Here is a 20,794-nt window from a genome sequence, read left to right on the forward strand (position 1 = left end):
CGCCGCTACCGCCTGCGCCGCCGCTGTCGCCTGCGCCGCCGCTGCCGCCTGCGCCGCCGCTTCCGCCTGCGCCGCCGCTGCCGCCTGCGCCGCCGCTGCCGCCTGCGCCGCCGCTTCCGCCTGCGCCGCCGCTGCCGCAGTTCGGTTGGGTGGCGCCGGACTTACAAGCGCCGAGCTCGCACGAATCGCCCTCCGTGCACGCATCGCCGTCATCACACGCCGTCCCGTCCGGCACAGCGGCATCGGGAGGACAATTCACCGCCGCACCGTCGCAACTCTCGGCGGCGTCGCAAGCCCCCGCAGAGGCCCTGCACTCGGTGCCTGCCGCGACCTTGGTGTCGACCGGACAAGCATCCGCCGTCCCATTGCAGCTCTCGGCCACGTCGCACGCACCCGCCGCCGCCCTGCACTCGGTGCCTGCCGCGACCTTGGTGTCGACCGGACAAGCATTCGCCGTCCCATTGCAGCTCTCGGCCACGTCGCACGCACCCGCCGCCGCCCTGCATTCGGTGCCTGCCGCGACCTTGGTGTCCGCCGGACAAGCATTCGACGTCCCGTTGCAGCTCTCGGCCACGTCGCAAGCCCCTGCCGACGCCCTGCATTCGGTGCCGGCCGCGGCCTTGGTGTCGACCGGACAAGCATTCGCCGTCCCGTTGCAGCTCTCCGCCACGTCGCAAGCCCCCGCCGACGCCCTGCATTCGGTGCCTGCCGCGACCTTGGTGTCCGCCGGACAAGCATTCGACGTCCCGTTGCAGGTCTCCGCGACGTCGCACGCACCCGCCGACGCCCTGCATTCGGTCCCTTGCGCGACCTTCCCATCCGCGGGGCACGCCGTCGCGACGCCGTTGCAGCTCTCCGCCACGTCGCACGCACCCGCCGACGCGCGGCATTCGGTGCCCATCACGAGCGGGCTGCACGTCCCGTCCATGGCTGCGCCCGCCGCCACGCTGCAGGCCTGGCAGTCGCTTCCGACACCGCCGCCGCACGCGCTGTCGCAGCACACCCCGTCGACGCAGAAGCCGCTCGCGCACGTGGCGCCCGAGGCGCAGGTCGAGCCGTTGCCCACCGTCAAGACGAACACGTAGGCAGAGCCCTTGTTGTCGTCGAAGTGAGCCCCCACGAGCGCCGTGGTCCCCGACAGCGCGACCGAAGTACCAAATTCGTCGTCCGCCACCCCGTCGCTCGCCACGAGCTTCGTCTGCTCGGTCCAGGCGCCGCCGCTGCGCAGGAACACGTAGGCCGTGCCCTTGTCGTTGTCGTCTCGATACGCCCCCAGGAGCGCCGTGTCCCCGAGCAGCGTGACCGAATGGCCGAAGCTGTCCGACGCCACCCCGTCGCTCGCCAGGAGCTTTGCCTCTTGGGTCCAGGCGCTGCCGCTGCGCACGAATACATAAGCAGAGCCGGCGTCGGTCCCCTTGTCGTCGTCCCGATACGCCCCCACGAGCGCCGTGTCCGCCGATAGCGCGACCGAATAACCGAACAGGTCGGTCGCCGCGCCATCACTCGCCAAAAGCTTCGCCTCCTGGGTCCAGGCGCCGCCGCTGCGCACGAAGACATAAGCAGAGCCGGCGTCGGTCCCCTTGTCGTCGTCCCAGTAGGACCCCACGAGCGCCGTGTCCGCCGACAGCGCGACCGAGGTGCCGAATTGGTCACCCGTCGCCCCGTCGCTCGCCACGAGCTTCGCCTGCTGGGTCCACGTGCTGCCGCTGCGCACGAAGACGTAGGCGGAGCCGGCGTTGGCCCCCTTGTCGTCGTCCCACAGGGCCCCCACGAGCGCCGTGTCCCCCGACAGCGCGACCGAATAGGCGAACCAGTCCTCCGGCGCGCCATCACTCGCCAGGAGCTTCGCCTGCTGGGTCCAGGTGGTCCCGCTGCGCACGAAGACGTAGGCGGAACCAGAGTCGGTCCCCTTGTCGTCGTCGAGGCCGGCGCCCACGAGCGCCGTGTCCCCCGACAGCGCGACCGAGGTGCCGAATTGGTCGCCCGCCGCCCCGTCGACCGGCACGAGCTTCGCTTGCTGGGTCCACGTGCTGCCGCTGCGCACGAACAGGTAGGCGGAACCGGAGCCTTGCCCCTTGTCATCGTCGAGCGGGGCGCCCACGAGCGCCGTGTCCCCCGACAGCGCGACCCGAATGCCGAAGCGGTCGGACGACGCCCCATCACTCGCCAGGAGCTTCGCCTGCTGGACCCCGATCAGCGGATCGATCTCCACCGGATACGCCGCCCCCTCGTCGTCGACGTGCAGCGTGATTCGCCCCGCCTCCACCGACATCCACGTCGGCAGCGTTTTGCCCTCCGCGTCCTTCGCGAAGAGATCCGTATACGAGAGCGCCACCTGGCCCTCGACATCCACGAGCCGGATCACCTCCCCGCGCCCGTCGCCGTCCGCGTCCTCGAGCTCTGCGCGGAGCTCGCCGCCGAGCTCCAGCTCCACCACCTTCGTCCCCGCACAATCGGGCGCGCGCTCGAGGACGAACCCTTGTTCGAGCCCGAGCGGGCCATTGAGGTACCACCCGGAGATCTCGGGATGCTCGTACGCAATCCGATTGCCCACAGCCTTCGGCGAGACCGCGGAGACCGGCAGCGTCGCCCCCTCGCAGCCGATCGCCGCCGTGCGCATTTCGAGCGACCAAGGCTCCTGCAAGGGCGCGAGCACCACGCCCGCGCTGGAGAGCGTCGTCACGAAGCCCGAGGCCTCGTTCTCTGCCTCGACGAGCTCCGGCCCGACCCACCTCGCGCCATAGGCCTCCGGGGCGCCCGATTGCACGGCATGAATGTAGGCTGCGCGGAGATCCTTCGGCATCTCGGTCGACGATGCAGGCGCCGACGAGGCCGAAGGTTCGGATGGGGGATCAAGAAGGGAATCGGAGGCACACGAAGCGGCCACCGACAGGAGGGCTCCGGTGGCCACGTGCCGGAGCCAAGGGCCCGGTAACACATAGGATTGCGACATTCGCGCACCCATACGGCCACTCGAAGAGCACGTCAAGCGGTGTCGGCGATGCGCGCGTCACCGCCTCCTCAAAACATCAGCGTGCCGTTCGCGAATCGCACCCGGCATTTTCTTTCGTTCGCGGCACGCGTACTTGCCTTCCGCCTGTCGCGCCGTGAGCTGTGGTAGGCTTCGGGTATGAAGGACCGCTCGAGTGATGATCCCGGCGCGCCGATCCTCGTATCGGCCTGTCTTGCGGGCCGCGCGTGTGCGTATGACGGCAATCACCGCGCGCGCGAGCGCGTCCTCGCGCTTGTGCGCGAGGGGCGGGCCGTGCTCGTTTGTCCGGAGGCTGAAGGGGGCCTTGGAATTCCCCGGCCTCCCGCCGAGACTGTGGGAGGAGATGGGAATGATGTTTTGAGCGGGAGGGCACGCGTCCTCACGGACGCGGGGGACGATGTCACCCCTCAGTACCTGGCGGGGGCTCGTATTGCGGTGGAGCGCGCGCGCGCTGCTGGGTGCCGCCTCGCCATTCTGAAGGCGCGATCTCCGTCGTGTGGGTGCGGCGCCGTCTTTGATGGAACGTTCTCGCGTACCCTTCGCGAAGGGAACGGGGTCACCGCGGCCGCATTGCTGCGTGAGGGGATCGAGGTCGTCACCGACGAAGAGCTTTGAGCGCCGGCGGACGCGAGGGGGCCGCTACCGGGACAATTGTGGACGAGGTCAGAGGACCATGTGGACCAGGTCATGGGACCATGTGGACCAGGTCATGGGACCATGTGGACCAGGTCGAGGACCATGTGGACCAGGTCATGGGACCATGTGGACCAGGCCGAGGACCATGTGGACCAGGTCATGGGACCATGTGGACCAGGTCGAGGACCATGTGGACCAGGTCATGGGACCATGTGGACCAGGCCGAGGACCATGTGGACCAGGTCATGGGACCATGTGGACCAGGCCGAGGACCATGTGGACAAGGTCATGGGACCATGTGGACCAGGCCGAGGACCATGTGGACAAGGTCATGGGACCATGTGGACCAGGTCATGGGACCATGTGGACCAGGCCGAGGACCATGTGGACAAGGTCGAGGACCTTTGCTTCCTGGAGGCAGGGCCTTCGCTGGTCTTGCCTCGGCCTGTTCGATGAACTGCGCATCGCGCGGTTCATCGACCTTGGGTCCAGCGCTTGCGCTGGTCCGGGTCGAGGGGCGGACAGCCCCCGCGGGGTCCGGGGCGGCGCCCCGGCGCGACGGCTCCCGTGCTTGCCTGTCAGAGTGCGGCTTCGATCGCTTGTACGACTTCGGGGGACTCGGGGGTCACTCGGGGGGAGAAGCGCGCGCGGACTGCGCCGTCGCGGCCGACGAGGAATTTTTCGAAGTTCCAGGAGATGTCTGAGCCTCCGCCTACTTTGCTGCCGATGAGCCATTGGTAGAGGGGGCTCCGCTCTGCGCCGTTCACGTCTTGCTTTGCGAGGAGTGGGAAGTCGACGCCGTAGGTTGTGGAGCAGAACTGAGCGATCTCCGCGGCTGTCCCGGGCTCTTGCCCGAGGAACTGGTTGCACGGGGCGCCTACCACGAGGAACCCGCGATCGCGGTAGCGTTCCTGCAGCTTTGCCAGCCCTTCGTACTGCGGGGTGAGGCCGCAGCGGCTGGCGACGTTGACGAAGAGCACGACCTTGCCTGACAGCTCTTCGAGGGGGAGCGGTGCTCCGTCGAGCCGCTGGAGCGAGAGCTCCTGCAGGGAGGTCGGCCCGCCTTCGGGGGCTTTGCCGTATACGGCGCGGTTCACGACGCCTACCAGTTTGTTGAGCATGGGGATCGCAATACCTGAGGATGGGCCGCGACGCCAGGGGCTGGATCCCTCAACGAATCCCGGGATACGCTGACCCTGCGTGCCCCCCATGCGCCCTACCCTGAGCCGCCTCCTTGCGCCGTCCTTCCTCTCCCTGCTCCTCGTTGGCTGCGGTGAACACGAGCCCGCGCCTTCCGCGCTTGGCTCTGCTCGCGCGGCCCTCGAGACCGTCGTTGGCCCTGAGATGGGCCTCGGTGAGCCCCTCCCTGGCTTCGCGGCCGAGGTGCAAGTGCGCCCTGCGGTTGCCTTCGGCGACGGCGCGTATTTTGCGGTCTGGCAGGATCACCGCAATGGCCGGGAGCGCATCTTTGGCTCGCGCGTGATGCCCGATGGCACCCTCGTCGATCCGTATGGCCTTCACCTTGCTGACGGCCGCTCGCCCTCGATCACCTACGATGGAACGAACTTTCTTCTCGCCTACGAGGGCAGCACCGTGGAGATCGACGGCACCTCTCCTGCGAGCGTGCGCTTGATGCGCATCGGCCCGGCCGGCACGGTCCTCGATCCTGGCGGGATCTTCGTGGCGGAGGATGAGCATGTCCGGGCGAGGGTCGCCTCCCATGGCAATGGCTCCCTCGTCGTCTGGGACAAGACCTGCTCGTTCTCGAACTGCGAGGTCCGCGCTGCGCGTGTCGCGGCCGATGGCACTGTGCTCGATCCTGGCGGTTTTCTCGTGGCGTCCGCCGAGGATGCCCCTGATTACGCGCGCCCCGTCGTGGCCACGGACGGCTCGGATTACCTCGTGGTCTGGAAGGATGGCGAGATTCGCGGGCGCCGTTATTCTGCGTCCGGTGCCCCGCTCGATCCCTCTCACCTCGTCCTCGTCGCCGACCCGCAGGCCGACCATGCTGTGCTCGTCCATGATGGCGCCGCGTACGTGCTTGGCTGGGGCCGTTCCAGCGGCGTGTATGCCGCGCGGATCTCGTCGTCGGGCGTGATGCTCGATCCGAGCCCGATTCAGGTGTCGAGCCTCGGGACGTATCCCTCGGGCCTCGTGGGCTCCCACGACGGCGTGAATACGGTCTTCGCGTGGGTCGATTACAGCCCGGGTGACTCCGCCACCCTGCTCACCGCGCGCCTCTCTCCGGACGGGATCCCGCTTGCTCCTCCGCCGGGCGCCATGCTCCGCCCGGACGTCGAGGGGTTCGCCGTGGCCAGCGCGAGCGTGGGATCCCTCGTCCTCTGGACGCAGCAGAGCCACAGTTTCAATGACGTGAACAGCGGAGACATCCTCGGCACGCGCCTCGACCCCTCGGGCGCCGCGCTCGACGATCCGCGCATCGTGGTCTCGCAGAGCGCCCATCAGCAATTTCAGCCCTCGGTGGCGTTCGACGGCACGAACCACGTCGTCGTGTGGACCGACGATCGCGACTTCGAGCAGGGAATGCGGTGGTACGACATCCACGCCGCGCGGTTGTCGCCGGACGGGACCCTGCTCGATCCGCAAAGCATTCCCGTGTTCGCCGGCGACAACGTCCAGATGCAGCCCCACGCGTTCTTCGATGGGAAGAACACCCTCGTCGTGTGGGGCTCCGACTTGGCGTATCCTCCGTACAACTATCCGCTCGCGGCGCGCGCGGCGCGCTTGAGCGCGGCAGGCGCGGTGCTCGATTCCACGCCGATCGAGCTCCCGGAATACAACGACGCGGCCTCGGACGGCGCGGGCCTCATGTTCGTGGGGGCGAGCGGGGGCAAGCTCCACGCGTTCCGTGTGGGTCAGGACGGCGTCGTCTCCCCGATGATCGACCTGTCCGCGGCCCCGGCCGAATGGGCCGGCGGTACCCCTGCCCTCTCGTTCGATGGGACGCACTTCCTCGTGACCTGGTCCTCCAGCACGGGGATTCGCGCCGGCCGCCTGACCCCCGCGGGAGAGCCGCTCGATCCGGGCGGTTTTCCGGTGGCGCCCGCCGCCTCCGACCTGCAGGCGTTTCGGCCCGACGTGGTCTTCACGGGAACGCACCACGTCGTCGCGTGGCAGGAGCTCGTCGCAGAGCGGCGGGTGAATCTACGCGCCGCGCGTGTGACCTCCGACGGAATGGCCCTCGACCCGCAGGGAGTCTTGATCGGCGAGGATCTCCCGCACGGCGATTGCGACGACGCCGTGCTGTACCATGGCTACGTCGAGGGCACGTGCCCCGCGCTCGTCGCGGTGGGTCCGCGCGCGCTCGTCGCGTTCCGCGTCTTGACGGCGCCCACGGACCCGGCCGCGGTCGACCTCGTGGCGAGGACGATCGAGGCCGACGGGACGGTGACCTCGAGCGTCCCGCTTTCGGCGGAACCCACGTGGGTCGAGGGCGCGCCCGTGATGGCGGCGGAAACCGCGAACAAGGCCCTCGTGGCGTATGCGCGGTTCGTCCCGGGAGAGCCGTTCGGCGTGCAGCGCGTGTTCGGGCGATTCGTGGAGCTTTCCGGCGCAGGCGGGAGCGGAGGCGGGAGCGGAGGCGGAGGCGGGAGCGGAGGCGGAGGCGGAGGCGGAGGCGCAGGCGGAGGCGGAGGCGGAGGCGCAGGCGGAGGCGCAGGCGGAAGCGCAAGCGCAGGCGGAAGCGGCGGCGATAGCGGTGGCAGCGAAAGCGGATGCGCCTGCCATCTCGGCGCCTCGTCCTCATCCCCCGGGGCCCTCGTCCTGCTCGGCCTCGGTTCTCTTCTCGTGTCGCGCCGTCGCCGCCATCGTTGGTCTGCCCTCGACAAAACCCCTTGAGGTTTTTCACGACACGCGTCCGGTTGCCTGCTCGCGCCATCCGTGCTTACTCACGTCCATGCACCAGCGGCTCCTGCCTTTTGCGGTGGCCTTCGTGCTCGCCGGTTGCGGAAATCCGACCGCGGACGGGCCGAAAGGCCCCACGGCCCTTCGCAAGGTCGCGCCGAACGAGCTCCGCGCCCCTTCCGACTTCGCGAGCATCGAGGACACACGCGAGCGATCCCGCGCCCTCTTCCTCGAAGCGAGCCGCGTGTTCACGCATCCCCGCTGCGTGAACTGCCATCCGAACGGCGACATCCCCCACCAGGGGATGAACATGCAGCTCCACGACCCGCCGTCCGTCCGCGGGCCCGAGGGCCACGGCGTCGTCGGGATGGAATGCACGAGCTGCCACCAGGACAAGAATGTGGAGCTCACCCGCGTCCCCGGCGCGCCCCACTGGGCGCTCGCGCCGATCGAGATGGCGTGGGTCGGCAAGTCGCCGCGCCAGATCTGCGAGCAGATGAAGGATCCCAAGCGGAACGGCGGCAAGTCGCTCGCCGCGATCGTCGAGCACAATGCCCACGACGCGCTCGTCGGCTGGGGATGGCATCCGGGGGCGGATCGCGAGCCGGTCCCGGGGACGCAGGAGCAGTTTGGCGCGATCGTCGCGGCCTGGGCGGAGTTCGGGGCCGAGTGCCCCGCGGAGGGGGCGAAACCATGAGCGTGCGTATCCGCGTGAACGGCGTTGAAAAGACGCTCGACGTCGACCCCGAAATGCCCCTGCTCTGGGCGCTCCGCGACGTGCTCGGTTTGACCGGCACGAAGTACGGATGCGGTCAGGCCCTCTGCGGCGCGTGCACCGTGCACCTCGACGGGCAGGTCGTGCGCGCGTGCGTGACCCCGGTTCGCCGCGCCGACGGCCACGCCGTGACCACGATCGAAGGCCTCGCGCCGGACGGGAGCCATCCGCTCCAGCGCGCTTGGGTCGAGCTCGGCGTCCCGCAATGTGGGTTTTGCCAGGCCGGGCAGATCATGACGGCGGCCGCGTTGCTCAAGGCCAAACCAAAACCCTCGGACGACGAGATCGAGCAGTCGATGGCCGGAAACCTGTGCCGATGCGGCGCCTACCCGCGGATCTGCGCGGCGATCCGCAAGGCCGCCGGGATGCCGGAGGGCGAACGATGAGCGGCGATGCCGTGCGCGTGACCCGGCGCTCGTTCCTCGTCGGGTTGAACCTCTCCTTGGCCGGGCTTGCGATTGGCCTCCCTGCCCTCGCCGACGAGCCGAGCGGCCGCGCCGGGCCCGGCCCACGGCATGTGGTGCCCGGGGAGGAGGCGAAGGCCCCGGGGCTCAACCCGAATCCGTTCGTCCACGTGGCGCCGGACGGGACGGTGACGATCGTCTGTCACCGCTCCGAAATGGGCCAGGGCGTGCGCAGCTCGATTCCCGTGCTCATCGCCGACGAGCTCGGCGCGGACATGGCGCGCGTCGTGATCCAGCAGGCCGTCGGCGACAAGAAGTACGGCGATCAGAACACCGACGGATCGAGCAGCATCCGGAAGTTTTACGATGATCTCCGGTACGTCGGCGCCACCGCGCGCATGATGCTCGTCGCGGCCGCGGCGGCGAAATGGAAGGTGAAGCCCGAGACGTGCGAGGCGCGGGGGAACATGGTCCACCACGCGCCGACGAAACGTTCGCTCGGCTTCGGCGAGCTCGCGGAGGCGGCGGCGAAATTGCCCGTGCCCAAGCGCGAGGACGTAAAACTCCGGCCGAAGAGCGAGCTTTCGCGGGTGAACAGCCCATCCTTGCCGCTCCTCGACGGGCCGGCCGTCGTGACGGGTCAGGCGGTGTTCGGGGCCGACGTGAAGCTGCCGGACATGCTGATTGCGGTGATCGCGCGGCCGCCGGTGGTCGGCGGGAAGGTCGCCCGGTACGACGCGTCGCGCGCCTTGAAGATCCCGGGCGTCAAGCGGGTGGTCGAGATGCCCGCGGCGCAGCGGCCTTATGGGTTCCAGCCATGGGGCGGCGTCGCGGTGCTCGCGGAGAACACCTGGGCCGCGATGCGCGGGCGCGCGGCGCTCGACATCACGTGGGATCCCGGCGACAACGCGGTGTACGACTCGGTGGCCTACCGGGAAAAACTCCTCGCTTCGGTGCGCGAGGCGGGGACGCCCTATCGCAACGTCGGGGACGTCGACGCGGCCTTCGCCAAGGCGGCGCGGGTCGTCGAGGCGGAGTACGTGGTTCCGCACCTCGCGCAGATGCCGATGGAGCCGCCGGTCGCCATTGCGCGGTTCGCGGGCGGTCGCTGCGAGGTCTGGGCGGCGACGCAGCATCCGCAGGCGGCGCGGACGCAGGTGGCGAAGACGCTCGGCCTCGGCGAGGACGCGGTCACGGTGCACGTGACGCTGCTCGGCGGCGGGTTCGGGCGGAAATCGAAGGCGGACTTCTCCGCGGAAGCGGCGTTCCTCGCGCGCGAGGCGGGCGTGCCGGTGCGCGTGCAATGGACGCGCGATGACGACATTCACCACTGCTATTACAATGCGGTGAACGCGCAGCGGCTCCGCGCGGGCCTCGACGCGAACGGCAAGGTGATCGCGTGGCACCATCGGACCGCGTTCCCGCCGATCGCCTCCACCTTTAGCGACGTCGACAAGCCGGGCATCACGGACCTCCAGCAAGGCGTGCTCGATGTCGCGCTCGACGTGCCGAACGTCCGCGCCGAGGGCTGCAAGGCGGAGGCGCACGTGCGGATCGGCTGGTATCGGTCCGTGTACAACATCTTCCACGCGTTCGGGATCGGCTCTTTGATCGACGAAATCGCGCACGCGCGCGGCGCCGATCCGCGGGACGTGTGGCTGGAGGTGATCGGCCCGCCGCGGACCCTGGGCCTTCAGGAGCTCGGCATCGAGAAGCTCGTCAATTACGGGGAAAAACTCGAAAAACACCCGGTCGACGCGGGCCGGTTGCGGCGCGTGATCGAGCGGGTCACGGCGTCCGCGAACTGGAGCGGGCGAAAGAAGGACGGCCGCGGTTACGGGCTCGCCGCGCATCGGAGCTTCGTCACGTACACGGCCGTGGTGCTGGCCGTCGTGCCCGACGAGCGGAACAAGGTCCGCGTGGACGAGGCCTGGATCTGCATGGATGCCGGTTCGGTGGTCAACCAGGACCGCGCCCGCGCGCAGATGGAGGGCTCGGTGGTCATGGGGATCAGCAATGCGTTTTTCGGCGGGATCACCATGAAGGGCGGCGCGACGGAGCAATCGAACTTCCGGGACGCGCGGATCGCGCGGATCGGCGAGGTGCCGCGGAAGATCCACGTGGACCTCGTGCCGAGCGACGGGCCTCCGTGCGGCGTGGGCGAACCGGGCGTGCCGCCGGTGGGCCCGGCGCTGGCGAATGCGGTGTTCGCCTTGACGGGCAAACGAATCCGCGAGGTCCCGATCGTGCGGGGGCTCTTCGCGTAGAGCGCCGAACGGTTCGGCGCCCTACTCGACCGCGCCGAGGAGGTTGCCCGATGGGTCGACCTCCTCGATGAGCTTTCGCACGTCGCGCTCCGAGGGCGCGACGGCGAGGGGATACGCTCCCCCCTTCATGCTCAGGGACACCATGTTGAAATGGGAGGTCGAGACCGAGATCACCTGTTTGTTTCGAATGCGGGACTCGGCCTCTGCCCAGGAGATCTCCTCGATGTCGTCGCGGTAGAGGAACTTGAGCTCCTCGCGGGGGATCTGCGCCAACAGCTTGGCCAGGTCGCCTCGCCTGGGCGCGGTGGTGTAGTGTTTCTGGCCCTCCCTCTTGACCACGTACACGCGGCGGGTCCGGGTGCCGAACACGCGGTCGACCTCCTGGCGCTGGATGAGCGTGGCCGCTTCGGACCAGGGAATCTCGGTGTAATTGGGCGGTAGCCACGGAGGCGGGGGACGAAGGGGCGCCGCGGCCGCGCCGATGCCCGCGACCGCGCTTTTCGGCTTCTCCGGCGCCAGGTCTTTGCAACCGAGCAGCAGGAGGAGCCCGCTCGTTGCCGCGACGAGCATGCGCCGAGGAAAGGGCACGAGGTCCACGAACGCCATGCCTCAGCTTGCCAGGCGTGTCGCGCCCGTGGCAAGGGTCCGGGATGCCGCGGGGCGCGATTCGGGCTAGGAAAGCACCATGGCGCACGTCCTCGTGATCGATGTCGGCAGCTCGTCGGTGCGCGCCGCCATTTGTGACGGGAGCGCGCGTATCTGCCGCGAAACGGCCGAACCGTATGCCTTCACGGTGGCCGCGGACGGCACCGCGGAGGTGGATGCGCGCAAGCTCCGCGCGTCCGTCGAAGGGTGCGTCGATCGAATCCTGGCGAACGCTCCGCCGATCGAGGCGGTCGCGGTGGCGACGTTCGTGGGGAATTTGCTCGGCGTGGACGCCGAGAACCAGCCCGTGACGCCCGTGTTCACGTATGCCGACACCCGCCCGTCCGCGGATGTCGAGGCATTGCGGACCGAGGTCGATGGCGCCCGTCTCTATCAGGCGACGGGCTGCCCGTTGCATACCGCGTATCATCCGGCGCGCCTGCGCTGGTATGCTCGGAACGGGCGGATCATGCCTGCGACGTGGCTCGATTTCGGCACGTATCTCTATCGTGCTTGGTTCGGCCGGGAGATCCCGTGCAGCTCTTCCGTGGCCTCGTGGAGTGGCCTGCTCGACCGTGCTTCGCGGAGCTGGTCGGCTGAATGGCTGAACATTCTCGGGCTCACGCCGGATTACCTTCCGCCCGTGGTCGGCTCTCGGCATGCCGAGATGGGCCTCATGCCCGCTCATGCCCAGCGCTGGCCCGCGCTCCGCGACGCGCCGTTTTTTCCGGCCATCGGGGACGGCGCGGCGGCGCATGTCGGCAGCGGCGCGATTTCGCCTCGAAGCACGTCGCTGACCGTCGGGACGACCGCGGCCTTGCGGCAAATGCGTGTTGCGGAAACCCCGCCGTGCCCTGTGCCGAAGGGGCTCTGGGCCTATCGCATCGACGAAACACGCGAGCTCATCGGAGGGGCCACGAGCGAAGGGGGCAATGCCCACGCCTGGGCGCGCGCGCATCTGAGGCTCGACGACGAGCCGCTCGTGTTTGGCGAGCCCTTCGCGCACGGTCTCACCGTTTTGCCCATGTTCGCGGGAGAACGTAGCCCCGGTTATCGGCCGGATGCCACGGCCACCCTGCACGGCTTGCGGCTGTCCACGACCCCGCGCGACATCGTGCAGGCCTTGTACGAATCGATCGCTTTGCGGCTCGCGCAGATTCACGACGCGCTCGGCGGCAGCGACGCCCTGTACGCCGGAGGCGGCGCGCTCTCCGCTTCCCCCGCCTGGGCCCAGATGTTCGCGGACGCGATGCAGACGCCCGTTCATCTCATGGGCGACGAGGCCACGATGCGCGGCGCGGCCATGCTGGCGCTCACGGCGCGGGGCCTGGGATCCCTCGCATCCCTCGCCCCGTCCGCGTCGCGAATCTTCGAGCCGCGGCCGGAGGTCGCCGAAGTGTATCGCGCCGCGAAGGAGCGGCAGATCGAGCTTTATCGAAGGCTTTATTCGTAGGCGATGGCGAACGAGCTCATCTGGGAGCCGCTGCGCTGGGGCTTTGCCCCAGGCCCCACCGGGGCTATCCGCCCCTGGACCCGGACCAGCGCAAGCGCTGGACCCGGGGTCGATGAACTGCGCGATGCGCAGTTCATCGAACAGGTCGAGTCAAGACCAGGTACGACCCTGCCAACCAAGACCGCCGTGACTGGCAACGCTGTCCCTGGTCTTGCCACCGGCCTGTGGGAAGAACTGCGCATCGCGCAGTTCTTCCCCCTGAGGTCCAGGGCTTGCCCTGGTTCGGGTCGAGGGGCGAATAGCCCCCGCGGGGACCGGGGCAGCGCCCCGGCGCGGCGGCCCCAGCGAATCACCAGCGGAGCTCGGCGGGAAGATACTTCGCGATGAGGTCCTGGTAATAGGGCCGGAGCTTCGCCACGTCCGGCGGCGCGTCGGCCTTCGAGTAGAGATCGTACGGGTTGAACCGCCGCACCCACTCCATCATCTGCCGGTCCTGCTCGTTCATCAGGTGCCCATAGGCGCCTTCGCGGTGGGCCGCGTAAAACGAGTGATACCGGATCATGTACTGGGCCTCGAGCGGCAGGTACTCCTTCACCACGTGGTAAAGGTATTCGTCGTGCCCCCACGACATGTGGACCTTCGAGAGCCCACATCCCTCCTCGTACACCCCGCACGGCGTCTGATAACGCGGGTTTTGCCGATCCGGGTTGTTCGCGAAGAGCTCGGGGAAGACGATGCGGTCCGAAAACGCGCAGCCCACGGGGAACGTATCGCCCACGACGGCCCATTGCGGCTCGCCCGACAGGCAAAGCATCTTGCCGGCGTCGTGGATGAGCGCCGTCAGGACGAACCACGGCGGCTGATCGTCGCGTCGCGCCGCCTCCGCGGACTGCAGCGCGTGCGCGATCTGCGACTGCTCCGTGTCCGGATCGCTGTCGTCGACCAGCCGATCGAGCAGCTCGAGCACCTCCCACATACCCGCCCGGCGCCGATCCAGGCTCAGGTATTGCCGCTTCTTGTCCTCTACGAACGAGAGCGTCTGGTGCTCGTGGTTCAGCCGGTAAAGCTCCTTGACGCTGGGCCTCGCCTCGGCGCGGTAATCGCGAAACTCCGAGGTTTCCTTCTTTGCTGTCGTGGCGGCTGCTCGTTTCCCATCCTGGATCTGCCCAAGGTGCTCGGTCACGCTCATTGTCCAGGGCAATAGCGCGAAGGTCCGGGCGGCGCTAGGATTCTCGAAGGTCGCGGCGCAGGGGGCTCCGCGAGGAAATGGGGAACATGAAAAGAGAGCTCTCCGCCCGCCGCCGCGCGTTGTGGATGGTCCTCGGCTGCCTCGTCGCCCTCTTCGCCGCCATCGCATGCGGCAGGGGCGAGCGCGCGAGCGCGACCACGCGCGATTCGAGCGTAAGGGCGCATTTCGCGGTCGTCACCCACGGCCAGGCCTCCGATCCATTCTGGTCCGTGGTGAAAAACGGAATCGACCAGGCGGCGAAGGACATGGGCGTCAAGGTCACGTACCAGGCGCCCCAGACCTTCGACATGGTCGCGATGAGCCGCCTCATCGACGCCGAGGTCGCCCGCAAGCCGAGCGGCCTCATCGTCTCCGTCCCGGATCCCAGCGCCCTCGCGCGTTCGCTTTTGGCTGCCCGAGACGCCGGCATTCCCGTCATCAGCATCAACGCCGGCGGCGCAGAGGCGCGCAAGATGGGCGCGCTCTTGCATATCGGCCAGAGCGAATACGACGCCGGGAAGGCCGGCGGTGAGCGTATGGCGAAGGAGGGCGTGCGCCACGCGATCTGCGTGAACCACGAGGTCGGCAACATCTCCCAGGACGAGCGTTGCCGCGGCTTCCTCGACGCGCTCGAAAAGGTGGGGGGCAAGGGTCGCGTGCTGGCGGTGAACGCCACGAGCCCCACCGACACACAACAAAAGATCATGGCCGCATTGACGCCCGACGTGGATGGCATTTTCACGCTGGGCCCGCCGGGCGTGCACCCGGCCCTCGCCGGCCTCCGGCAAGCGAACCGGCTCGGCACGGTCAAGGTCGCGACGTTCGATCTTTCGCCCGACGTCCTCGCGGCGGTCCGCGACGGGCAGATCACGTTCGCCATCGACCAGCAGCAATATTTGCAGGGATATCTCTCCGTCGTCCTGCTCGCGCAATACACGCGGCACGGCCTGCTCCCCGCGGCGGAGGCGATCCCCACGGGGCCCTCGTTCGTCACGAAGGAGAACGCGGCGGCCGTGATCGACGCGAGCAAGAAAGGCATTCGTTAGCCGTGTCCGCGCGCAAATGGCTCGCCCGCCCCGAGCTCGGCGTCGTCGCCGCCGTGGTGGCCGCCTGGCTCTTTTTCGCCGTCACCGCCGGTGACTCCGGGTTTTTGACCCTCTCCGGCACGGCGAGTTACCTCGCGATCGCCGCCGAGCTCGGCATCCTGGCCGCGCCCGTCGCGCTGCTCATGATCGCGGGCGAGTTCGACCTCTCCATTGGCTCGACCATGGCCGCGAGCGGGATGACCATCGCGCTTTGCACGACCGAGCTCGGCTGGCCGTTATGGGCCGGGATCGCGGCGGCCGCGGCGCTCGCGGCGTGCGTGGGCCTCGCCAATGGCTTCATCGTGACCCGCACGCGCCTGCCCTCGTTCATCGTCACGCTCGGCACGCTCTTCATCCTGGCCGGCGGCACGATTGGCACGACACGCCTCATCACCGGACGAACCCAGGTGGGCGGCCTCGAGGAGGCGGGCGGATTCGGCACGGCGCAAAAGCTCTTCGCCGGGCAGATCGGGCCTTTTTCGATCACCCTGCTCTGGTGGTTGGGCCTCACCGCGCTCGCCACGTGGGTCCTCGTGCGCACGCGCCCAGGAAACTGGATTTTTGCGGTTGGCGGCGCCCCGGATGCCGCGCGCCGCCTCGGGATTCCGGTCGACCGCGTCAAGATTCTTCTTTTCATGACCACGGCGCTTGCCGCGTGCCTGGTCGCCACGTTTCAGACCGTGCAATTCCGCGGCACCGACGTTTTGCGTGGCACGGGCAAGGAGCTCGAAGCCATTCTCGCCGCGGTCCTCGGCGGCACGCTGCTCACGGGCGGACGCGGATCCGTCGTGGGCGCGGCCTGCGGAGCGCTCCTCTTCGGCATGGTGCAGCAGGGCATCGTCTTTTCGGGCGTGGATTCGGACTGGTACAAGGTGTTTCTCGGCGCGGTCCTGATCCTGGCGGTGCTCCTCAACAGCTCCGTCCAGATGCGGGCGGCGGAGGCGCGGCGATGAGCCACGAGACGAACGGTACGGCACCGATCCTCGAAGCGGATCACATCACCAAGCGATTCGGTCGCATCACCGCGCTCGAGGACGTCTCGATGCGCGTGTATGCGAGCGAGATCCTGTGTGTCCTCGGGGACAACGGCGCCGGCAAATCGACGCTCATCAAGACGCTCTCGGGCGTCCATCCGCCGGACGAGGGGCGCCTGCTCGTGGACGGCGAGCCCGTGCGATTCTCCTCGCCGCGGGACGCCCTCGCCCGCGGCATTGCCACCGTGTACCAGGACCTCGCGATGGTCCCGATGCTCTCGGTCGTGCGCAATTTTTTCCTCGGCGCCGAGCCCACGCGGGGCGTGTGGCCCCTCAGGCGCCTCGATTTGCGCGAGGCCGAGGAGGTGGTGCGCGCCGAGCTCAAGCGAATGGGGATCGAGCTGCGCGACATGTCGGCGCCGGTCTCGGCGCTTTCGGGCGGACAACGCCAGGCGCTCGCGATTGCGCGGGCGATCCATTTCGGCGCCCGGGTGCTCGTGCTCGACGAGCCGACGTCCGCGCTCGGCGTGAAGCAGGCGGGGATCGTCCTCCGGTACGTGATGGAGGCGCGAACACGGGGATGCGGCGTCATTCTCATCACGCACAACCCGCACCACGCGCACATGGTCGGGGACCGATTCACCATTTTGAGCCGGGGCCGCTGCGAGGGGACCTTTACCAAGGCGGAGATCTCGCGCGACGAGCTGGTGCGACGCATGGCGGGCGGCGAGGAGCTCGAGCAACTCCAGCACGAGCTTCGAGCTTCATGACCGATAAAGCACTTCGCCCGCGTTCCGCACGATCAGGATCCCCTCGTCTTCCCGCCCCTCCCACGCAGCCGGATCGATCCCTCGGGGATCGGTGAACCCCAGGTTGATCCGCCGGCAGCGCTCTTCCGGGATGCCCGTCGCGAGCGTCACCTGGATGCGCGGCCGTTCTCCTTGCTCTGCGTCGTAGCGGCCCGCGCCTTTCACGTGGGTGCTGTGCGCGAGGATGGACAGGGGGACCGTGCGGAAATGGTCCCATTGCGCGAGAAAATAATCCCGCACGTGGTAGCCCACCCGATCGATGAGCGCGCCGTGGGTGAACGAGACTTCCCCGAGGTGCGGCGCGTAAATGATCACCTCGCCGCCATCCTCGATCACGGGCTCCGTCTTGTACATGGCCTTGGCCGCGGTCCAGAGGTCGGCGTATTTCGTCGAGGGGAGCGAGAGCACGCGCTGGTAGCGCCGCTTCGTGTGGATGATGTTGAGCTCATTGGAGAGATCGGCCGCCACGCTCCACGCCTCCACGTGCGGGCCTACGTAAAACCCGTGCAGATCCGCGCCGCGGAGCACGAGGGCCGCGCAGAGGACGGGCACCGGCACGAATTCGGCCGCGCGATGGATCACCCGCCGGACGATCGTATCCTTGACGCCGATCGTCGACATGCTCGTCGAGAGCGCCCCGAGCCAGTGGGTCGTGTCGATGATCTCGCGCCCCGCGATGCCCGGGAACAGGTACTTGGCGCCCCCGGAAAAACCCACCACCTCGTGCGGGAACACCGGGCCGCAGATGAGGATTTGATCATACTCGAAGATCCTGCGATTGAGCCGCACCTCTGTCGCGACCGCGAGCAGCCCGCCGGTCAGGCGCGCCATCTCGTCCTCGCCGATCACGCCGATGGTTGCCAGCGCGCCCGGATCGTCCCACGCGTGATTGAAGATCGACGTTCGCCCGTCGCCGCGCCCCGGCCCATCTTTCCCGACGAGTTTTTCGATGGCGGTTTCATCCATTGGCGGATGTGTGCCGAGCGCAATCAAATAATCGAGACGCGCGACACGTCCGGCGAGGAGCGTGTGGAGGAGCCGAAACATGAGCGGGATCGGCGCGGTGCGGGTCGCGTCGGGGATGATGACGAGGAGCCGTTTGCCCGTGAGCGGGAGCGCGGCGAGCGCCTCGTCGAGGATCCGGTGGACGGCCTCGTCCGTGAGGGTTTGCCCGGGAGAACCCTGGCCGATCAACATCTCATACCCCACTCTGGGCGGAGAACCCGCCGTCCACCGGCAAGACCACCCCCGTCACGAAGGTCGACGCCGGGCTGACCAGGAAAAGCAGCGCGCCGGAAAGATCCTCCGGCGCGCCCATCCGCGCCATGGGCGTGTGCGAGACGATCGCCCTCCCCCGCTCGGTGAGCGTGTTCGTCGCGGGATCGGTGAGCAAAAATCGGTTTTGTTCCGTGAGGAAAAACCCAGGCGCGAGCGCGTTGACGCGGATGTGGGGGCCGTAGGTCTGGGCCATGTGCACCGCGAGCCAGCGAGTCAGGTTGACGACGGCGGCCTTCGCCGCGCCATAGGCGGCCACACGCGTGAGCGGGCGATCGGCGCTCATGGACGTGATGTTCACGATGCTTCCACGCCCCCGCGCGGCCATGCCGCGTCCGAAGACCTGGCAGGGCCGCAGCGTGCCTTGCACGTTCAGATCGAAGACCGCGCCGAACCCCGCCGGATCCAGCTCGAACAGGCTACGATCCGGCCCGATCGTGGCCTTCGGATGATTGCCTCCGGCCCCGTTCACGAGAATGGTCACCGGCCCGAGCGTGGCCTCGATGTGCCGCGCCGCCGCGTCGAGCGCCTCGCCATCGAGCACGTCACAGGGCACGGCGAGCGCCTCGCCCCCTTCCGCGCGGATCGACTCCACCACGGCCTCGCACGGCTCGCGCCGCCGCCCCATCACGGCCACGAACGCGCCCGCCGCGGCGAGCGTGCGGCAAAACGTGGACCCGAGCACGCCGCTGCCGCCCGTGATGACCGCCACTTCGCCGCGAATGTCGAACAACGTCGCCGGATTCATGTGGACCGATCCCCCGCCCCGAGCCGATAAGCACGCTCGGCCAGGCCCACCGCGCATTCCGGGGCGAGCTCCGCCGCCTCTTCGGCGTCGAGCCTGCCCGTCACCACGAGCCCCGCGAGCCAGTTGCTGCTCACCCGGCGCCAGACGTCGTGCCGCGCGGGGATCGAGCAAAACGCGCGCGTATCATCGGTGAAACCCGCGGTGTTGTAGAGGCCGGCCGTCTCCGTGACTTGATCGAGAAACCGGACCATTCCATTCGGACTATCGAAGAACCACCAGGGCGGCCCCAGCAAGACGGCCGGATAATACCCGGCGAGCGGGGCGAGCTCGCGCCCGTAGGTGCTCTCGTCGAGCGTGAAGAGCAGGAGCTGGAAGCGTGGATCGTCGCCGTACGCTTCGAGCAGCGGCCGCAGGTTTCTCGTCCATTCGGTGGCGACGGGGATGTCGGCGCCGCGATCGGGCCCGAAGCGCGCGAGCAGCGCCCCGTGGTGGTTGCGCAGGCTGCCGGCGTGGAGCTGCATGACGAGGCCATCCTCGACGCTCATGCGCGCCATTTCCATGAGCATGTGGGCGGAGAACCGCGCCGCATCGTTTGCGCCCGCCTCGCCGCGAAGCGCGTGCGAAAAGATTCGCTCGGCCTCCGCAGCGCCGAGCCGCTCGGCGTGCGGGGTGACGGCGCCATGGTCGGTGGCGGTGGCGCCGAGCGCCTTGAACGTGGCGCGGCGCTCTTCGAGGGCCCGGATGTAATCGGCGTAGGTCGTGATCTCGATGCCGGCGGCCGCGCCGAGCCGCTCGATGTGATCGCGGAAGCCGGGCGTGCCCGGGTGGACGACCGCGTCGGGCCGGAAGGTCGGGCGAACGTCGAGCCGGCCCTCGGAACGGAGGCGGCGGTGATGTTCGAGCGAATCCGCGGCGCCGTCCGTGGTGCAGAGAACGCGGATGTTGAACCTCTCGTAGAGAGCGCGCGGGGAAAACTCCGGCCGTTCGAGGCGCTCGGCGAGGTGATCGTAGATGCGCTGGGCGGTGTTCCCGTCGAGCCGCTCGGTCACGCCAAACACGGAAATGAGGACGTCAGAGAGCCACAGTCCGCTCGGCGTGGATCTGAAGACGTAAAAATGGTCGGCGAAGCGTTGCCAGATGCGGCGGTGGTCGCGCTCGTGCGGGCTCCCGTCGCGGGTGGCGATGCCGAGGTCTTCCATGGGCACGCCGCGGCTGTGGAGCAGGCGGCAGACGTAATGGTCGGGAAGGACGAACAGGTCGGCGGGCGAGCCGAAGCGGGCCGAAGGATCCGCAAGCAGCGCCGGATCCACGTGGCCGTGCGGGCTCACGATGGGCAGATCACGCACCAGGGCATAAAGCTCCCGGGCGGTCGCTCGCTGCGAGGGTTCCGCGGAAAAGAGGCGGTCAGGGTCGAGCGTCCATCGGGGCGGCATCCCTGGCAGTATAGGGAATGCTAGGGCAACGCCCAGCGACGGTCCCCCGCCATAACCTGAGCATGGGTCTCATCTGGAAGGCGCTGAGCTGGGGCGTTGCCCCAGGCCCCACCAGGGGCTATCCGCCCCTGGACCCGGACCAGCGCAAGCGCTGGACCCGGGGTCGATGAACTGCGCGATGCGCAGTTCATCGAACAGGCCAGGTC

Annotated in this window: 15 protein-coding genes and 1 pseudogene; 9 read left to right on the forward strand and 7 right to left on the reverse strand. The window is 68.6% G+C overall.

Annotated elements, in window-relative coordinates:
* Positions 1-2,803, reverse strand: a pseudogene (locus tag KEG38_RS52750) (hypothetical protein); the annotation flags it as partial.
* Positions 2,804-3,130: 327 nt separating this feature from the next.
* Between KEG38_RS52750 and KEG38_RS52755 the strand changes: the two are divergent.
* Positions 3,131-3,607 (forward strand): 2-thiouracil desulfurase family protein, encoded by a 477-nt coding sequence (locus tag KEG38_RS52755; protein ID WP_272428582.1) that lies wholly within the window; start codon positions 3,131-3,133, stop codon positions 3,605-3,607.
* 599 nt (positions 3,608-4,206) lie between these two features.
* Here KEG38_RS52755 and KEG38_RS52760 read toward each other — a convergent pair.
* The gene (locus KEG38_RS52760; protein ID WP_272428584.1) at positions 4,207-4,749 is read right to left on the reverse strand and encodes a glutathione peroxidase; all 543 of its coding nucleotides are present in this window, start codon (positions 4,747-4,749) and stop codon (positions 4,207-4,209) included.
* Positions 4,750-4,837: 88 nt separating this feature from the next.
* Here KEG38_RS52760 and KEG38_RS52765 point away from each other — a divergent pair, with 88 nt between their 5' ends.
* Genes KEG38_RS52765 through KEG38_RS52780 form a run of 4 tightly spaced genes read left to right on the forward strand, consistent with a single transcriptional unit; the run spans position 4,838 to position 10,938 of the window.
* Complete coding sequence (locus tag KEG38_RS52765) at positions 4,838-7,486, forward strand: hypothetical protein (protein ID WP_272428586.1); 2,649 nt, start codon at positions 4,838-4,840, stop codon at positions 7,484-7,486.
* 58 nt (positions 7,487-7,544) lie between these two features.
* On the forward strand, positions 7,545-8,189 hold the full coding sequence (locus KEG38_RS52770; protein WP_272428588.1) for an Isoquinoline 1-oxidoreductase subunit: 645 nt from the start codon (positions 7,545-7,547) through the stop codon (positions 8,187-8,189).
* Positions 8,186-8,653, forward strand: a complete 468-nt coding sequence (locus KEG38_RS52775) for a (2Fe-2S)-binding protein (protein ID WP_272428590.1) — start codon at positions 8,186-8,188, stop codon at positions 8,651-8,653. Before KEG38_RS52770 ends, KEG38_RS52775 begins: the two co-directional genes overlap by 4 nt.
* Positions 8,650-10,938, forward strand: a complete 2,289-nt coding sequence (locus KEG38_RS52780; protein ID WP_272428591.1) for a xanthine dehydrogenase family protein molybdopterin-binding subunit — start codon at positions 8,650-8,652, stop codon at positions 10,936-10,938. Before KEG38_RS52775 ends, KEG38_RS52780 begins: the two co-directional genes overlap by 4 nt.
* A gap of 21 nt (positions 10,939-10,959) precedes the next feature.
* Here KEG38_RS52780 and KEG38_RS52785 read toward each other — a convergent pair whose 3' ends face one another.
* On the reverse strand, positions 10,960-11,544 hold the full coding sequence (locus KEG38_RS52785; protein WP_272428593.1) for a hypothetical protein: 585 nt from the start codon (positions 11,542-11,544) through the stop codon (positions 10,960-10,962).
* Between the two features lie 79 nt (positions 11,545-11,623).
* On the opposite strand from KEG38_RS52785, the gene KEG38_RS52790 reads away from it, so the two are divergent.
* Positions 11,624-13,036 carry a gluconokinase gene (locus KEG38_RS52790; protein WP_272428594.1) on the forward strand — a complete coding sequence of 471 codons (1,413 nt, stop codon included), beginning with the start codon at positions 11,624-11,626 and terminating at the stop codon, positions 13,034-13,036.
* A gap of 349 nt (positions 13,037-13,385) precedes the next feature.
* Here the strand turns inward: KEG38_RS52790 and KEG38_RS52795 are convergent, their stop codons facing one another.
* Positions 13,386-14,219, reverse strand: a complete 834-nt coding sequence (locus tag KEG38_RS52795; RefSeq protein ID WP_272428596.1) for an inositol oxygenase family protein — start codon at positions 14,217-14,219, stop codon at positions 13,386-13,388.
* 92 nt (positions 14,220-14,311) lie between these two features.
* On the opposite strand from KEG38_RS52795, the gene KEG38_RS52800 reads away from it, so the two are divergent.
* Genes KEG38_RS52800 through KEG38_RS52810 form a run of 3 tightly spaced genes read left to right on the forward strand, consistent with a single transcriptional unit; the run spans position 14,312 to position 17,093 of the window.
* The gene (locus KEG38_RS52800) at positions 14,312-15,310 is read left to right on the forward strand and encodes a sugar ABC transporter substrate-binding protein (protein WP_272428598.1); all 999 of its coding nucleotides are present in this window, start codon (positions 14,312-14,314) and stop codon (positions 15,308-15,310) included.
* 2 nt (positions 15,311-15,312) lie between these two features.
* Entirely contained in the window at positions 15,313-16,302 is a 990-nt protein-coding gene (locus KEG38_RS52805; RefSeq protein WP_272428599.1) for an ABC transporter permease, read from the forward strand.
* Positions 16,299-17,093, forward strand: a complete 795-nt coding sequence (locus KEG38_RS52810; RefSeq protein WP_272428601.1) for an ATP-binding cassette domain-containing protein — start codon at positions 16,299-16,301, stop codon at positions 17,091-17,093. The genes KEG38_RS52805 and KEG38_RS52810 overlap by 4 nt, the downstream gene beginning before the upstream one ends.
* Here KEG38_RS52810 and KEG38_RS52815 read toward each other — a convergent pair.
* Genes KEG38_RS52815 through uxaC form a run of 3 tightly spaced genes read right to left on the reverse strand, consistent with a single transcriptional unit; the run spans position 17,088 to position 20,588 of the window.
* A complete protein-coding gene (locus tag KEG38_RS52815) occupies positions 17,088-18,329 on the reverse strand; it encodes a lactate racemase domain-containing protein (protein WP_272428602.1) in 1,242 nt (413 codons plus the stop codon). The two genes, KEG38_RS52810 and KEG38_RS52815, sit on opposite strands and share 6 nt — an antisense overlap.
* Before the next feature lies 1 nt (position 18,330).
* Positions 18,331-19,155, reverse strand: coding sequence for an SDR family oxidoreductase (locus KEG38_RS52820; protein WP_272428603.1), 825 nt, complete (start codon positions 19,153-19,155; stop codon positions 18,331-18,333).
* Positions 19,152-20,588 (reverse strand): glucuronate isomerase, encoded by a 1,437-nt coding sequence (gene uxaC / locus KEG38_RS52825; protein WP_272428605.1) that lies wholly within the window; start codon positions 20,586-20,588, stop codon positions 19,152-19,154. Before uxaC ends, KEG38_RS52820 begins: the two co-directional genes overlap by 4 nt.
* Between the last annotated feature and the right edge of the window lie 206 nt (positions 20,589-20,794).

Origin of the sequence: Polyangium jinanense, assembly GCF_028435265.1 — a bacterium.
GTDB classification, from domain to species: Bacteria; Myxococcota_A; Polyangia; order Polyangiales; family Polyangiaceae; genus Polyangium; species Polyangium jinanense.

Coding starts and splice junctions, on each gene's coding strand:
- KEG38_RS52755 (WP_272428582.1), top strand. CDS start 3,131: ATGAAGGACCGCTCGAGTGATGATCCCGGCGCGCCGATCCTCGTATCG.
- KEG38_RS52760 (WP_272428584.1), bottom strand. CDS start 4,749: ATGCTCAACAAACTGGTAGGCGTCGTGAACCGCGCCGTATACGGCAAA.
- KEG38_RS52765 (WP_272428586.1), top strand. CDS start 4,838: ATGCGCCCTACCCTGAGCCGCCTCCTTGCGCCGTCCTTCCTCTCCCTG.
- KEG38_RS52770 (WP_272428588.1), top strand. CDS start 7,545: ATGCACCAGCGGCTCCTGCCTTTTGCGGTGGCCTTCGTGCTCGCCGGT.
- KEG38_RS52775 (WP_272428590.1), top strand. CDS start 8,186: ATGAGCGTGCGTATCCGCGTGAACGGCGTTGAAAAGACGCTCGACGTC.
- KEG38_RS52780 (WP_272428591.1), top strand. CDS start 8,650: ATGAGCGGCGATGCCGTGCGCGTGACCCGGCGCTCGTTCCTCGTCGGG.
- KEG38_RS52785 (WP_272428593.1), bottom strand. CDS start 11,544: ATGGCGTTCGTGGACCTCGTGCCCTTTCCTCGGCGCATGCTCGTCGCG.
- KEG38_RS52790 (WP_272428594.1), top strand. CDS start 11,624: ATGGCGCACGTCCTCGTGATCGATGTCGGCAGCTCGTCGGTGCGCGCC.
- KEG38_RS52800 (WP_272428598.1), top strand. CDS start 14,312: ATGAAAAGAGAGCTCTCCGCCCGCCGCCGCGCGTTGTGGATGGTCCTC.
- KEG38_RS52810 (WP_272428601.1), top strand. CDS start 16,299: ATGAGCCACGAGACGAACGGTACGGCACCGATCCTCGAAGCGGATCAC.
- KEG38_RS52815 (WP_272428602.1), bottom strand. CDS start 18,329: ATGTTGATCGGCCAGGGTTCTCCCGGGCAAACCCTCACGGACGAGGCC.
- KEG38_RS52820 (WP_272428603.1), bottom strand. CDS start 19,155: ATGAATCCGGCGACGTTGTTCGACATTCGCGGCGAAGTGGCGGTCATC.
- uxaC (WP_272428605.1), bottom strand. CDS start 20,588: ATGCCGCCCCGATGGACGCTCGACCCTGACCGCCTCTTTTCCGCGGAA.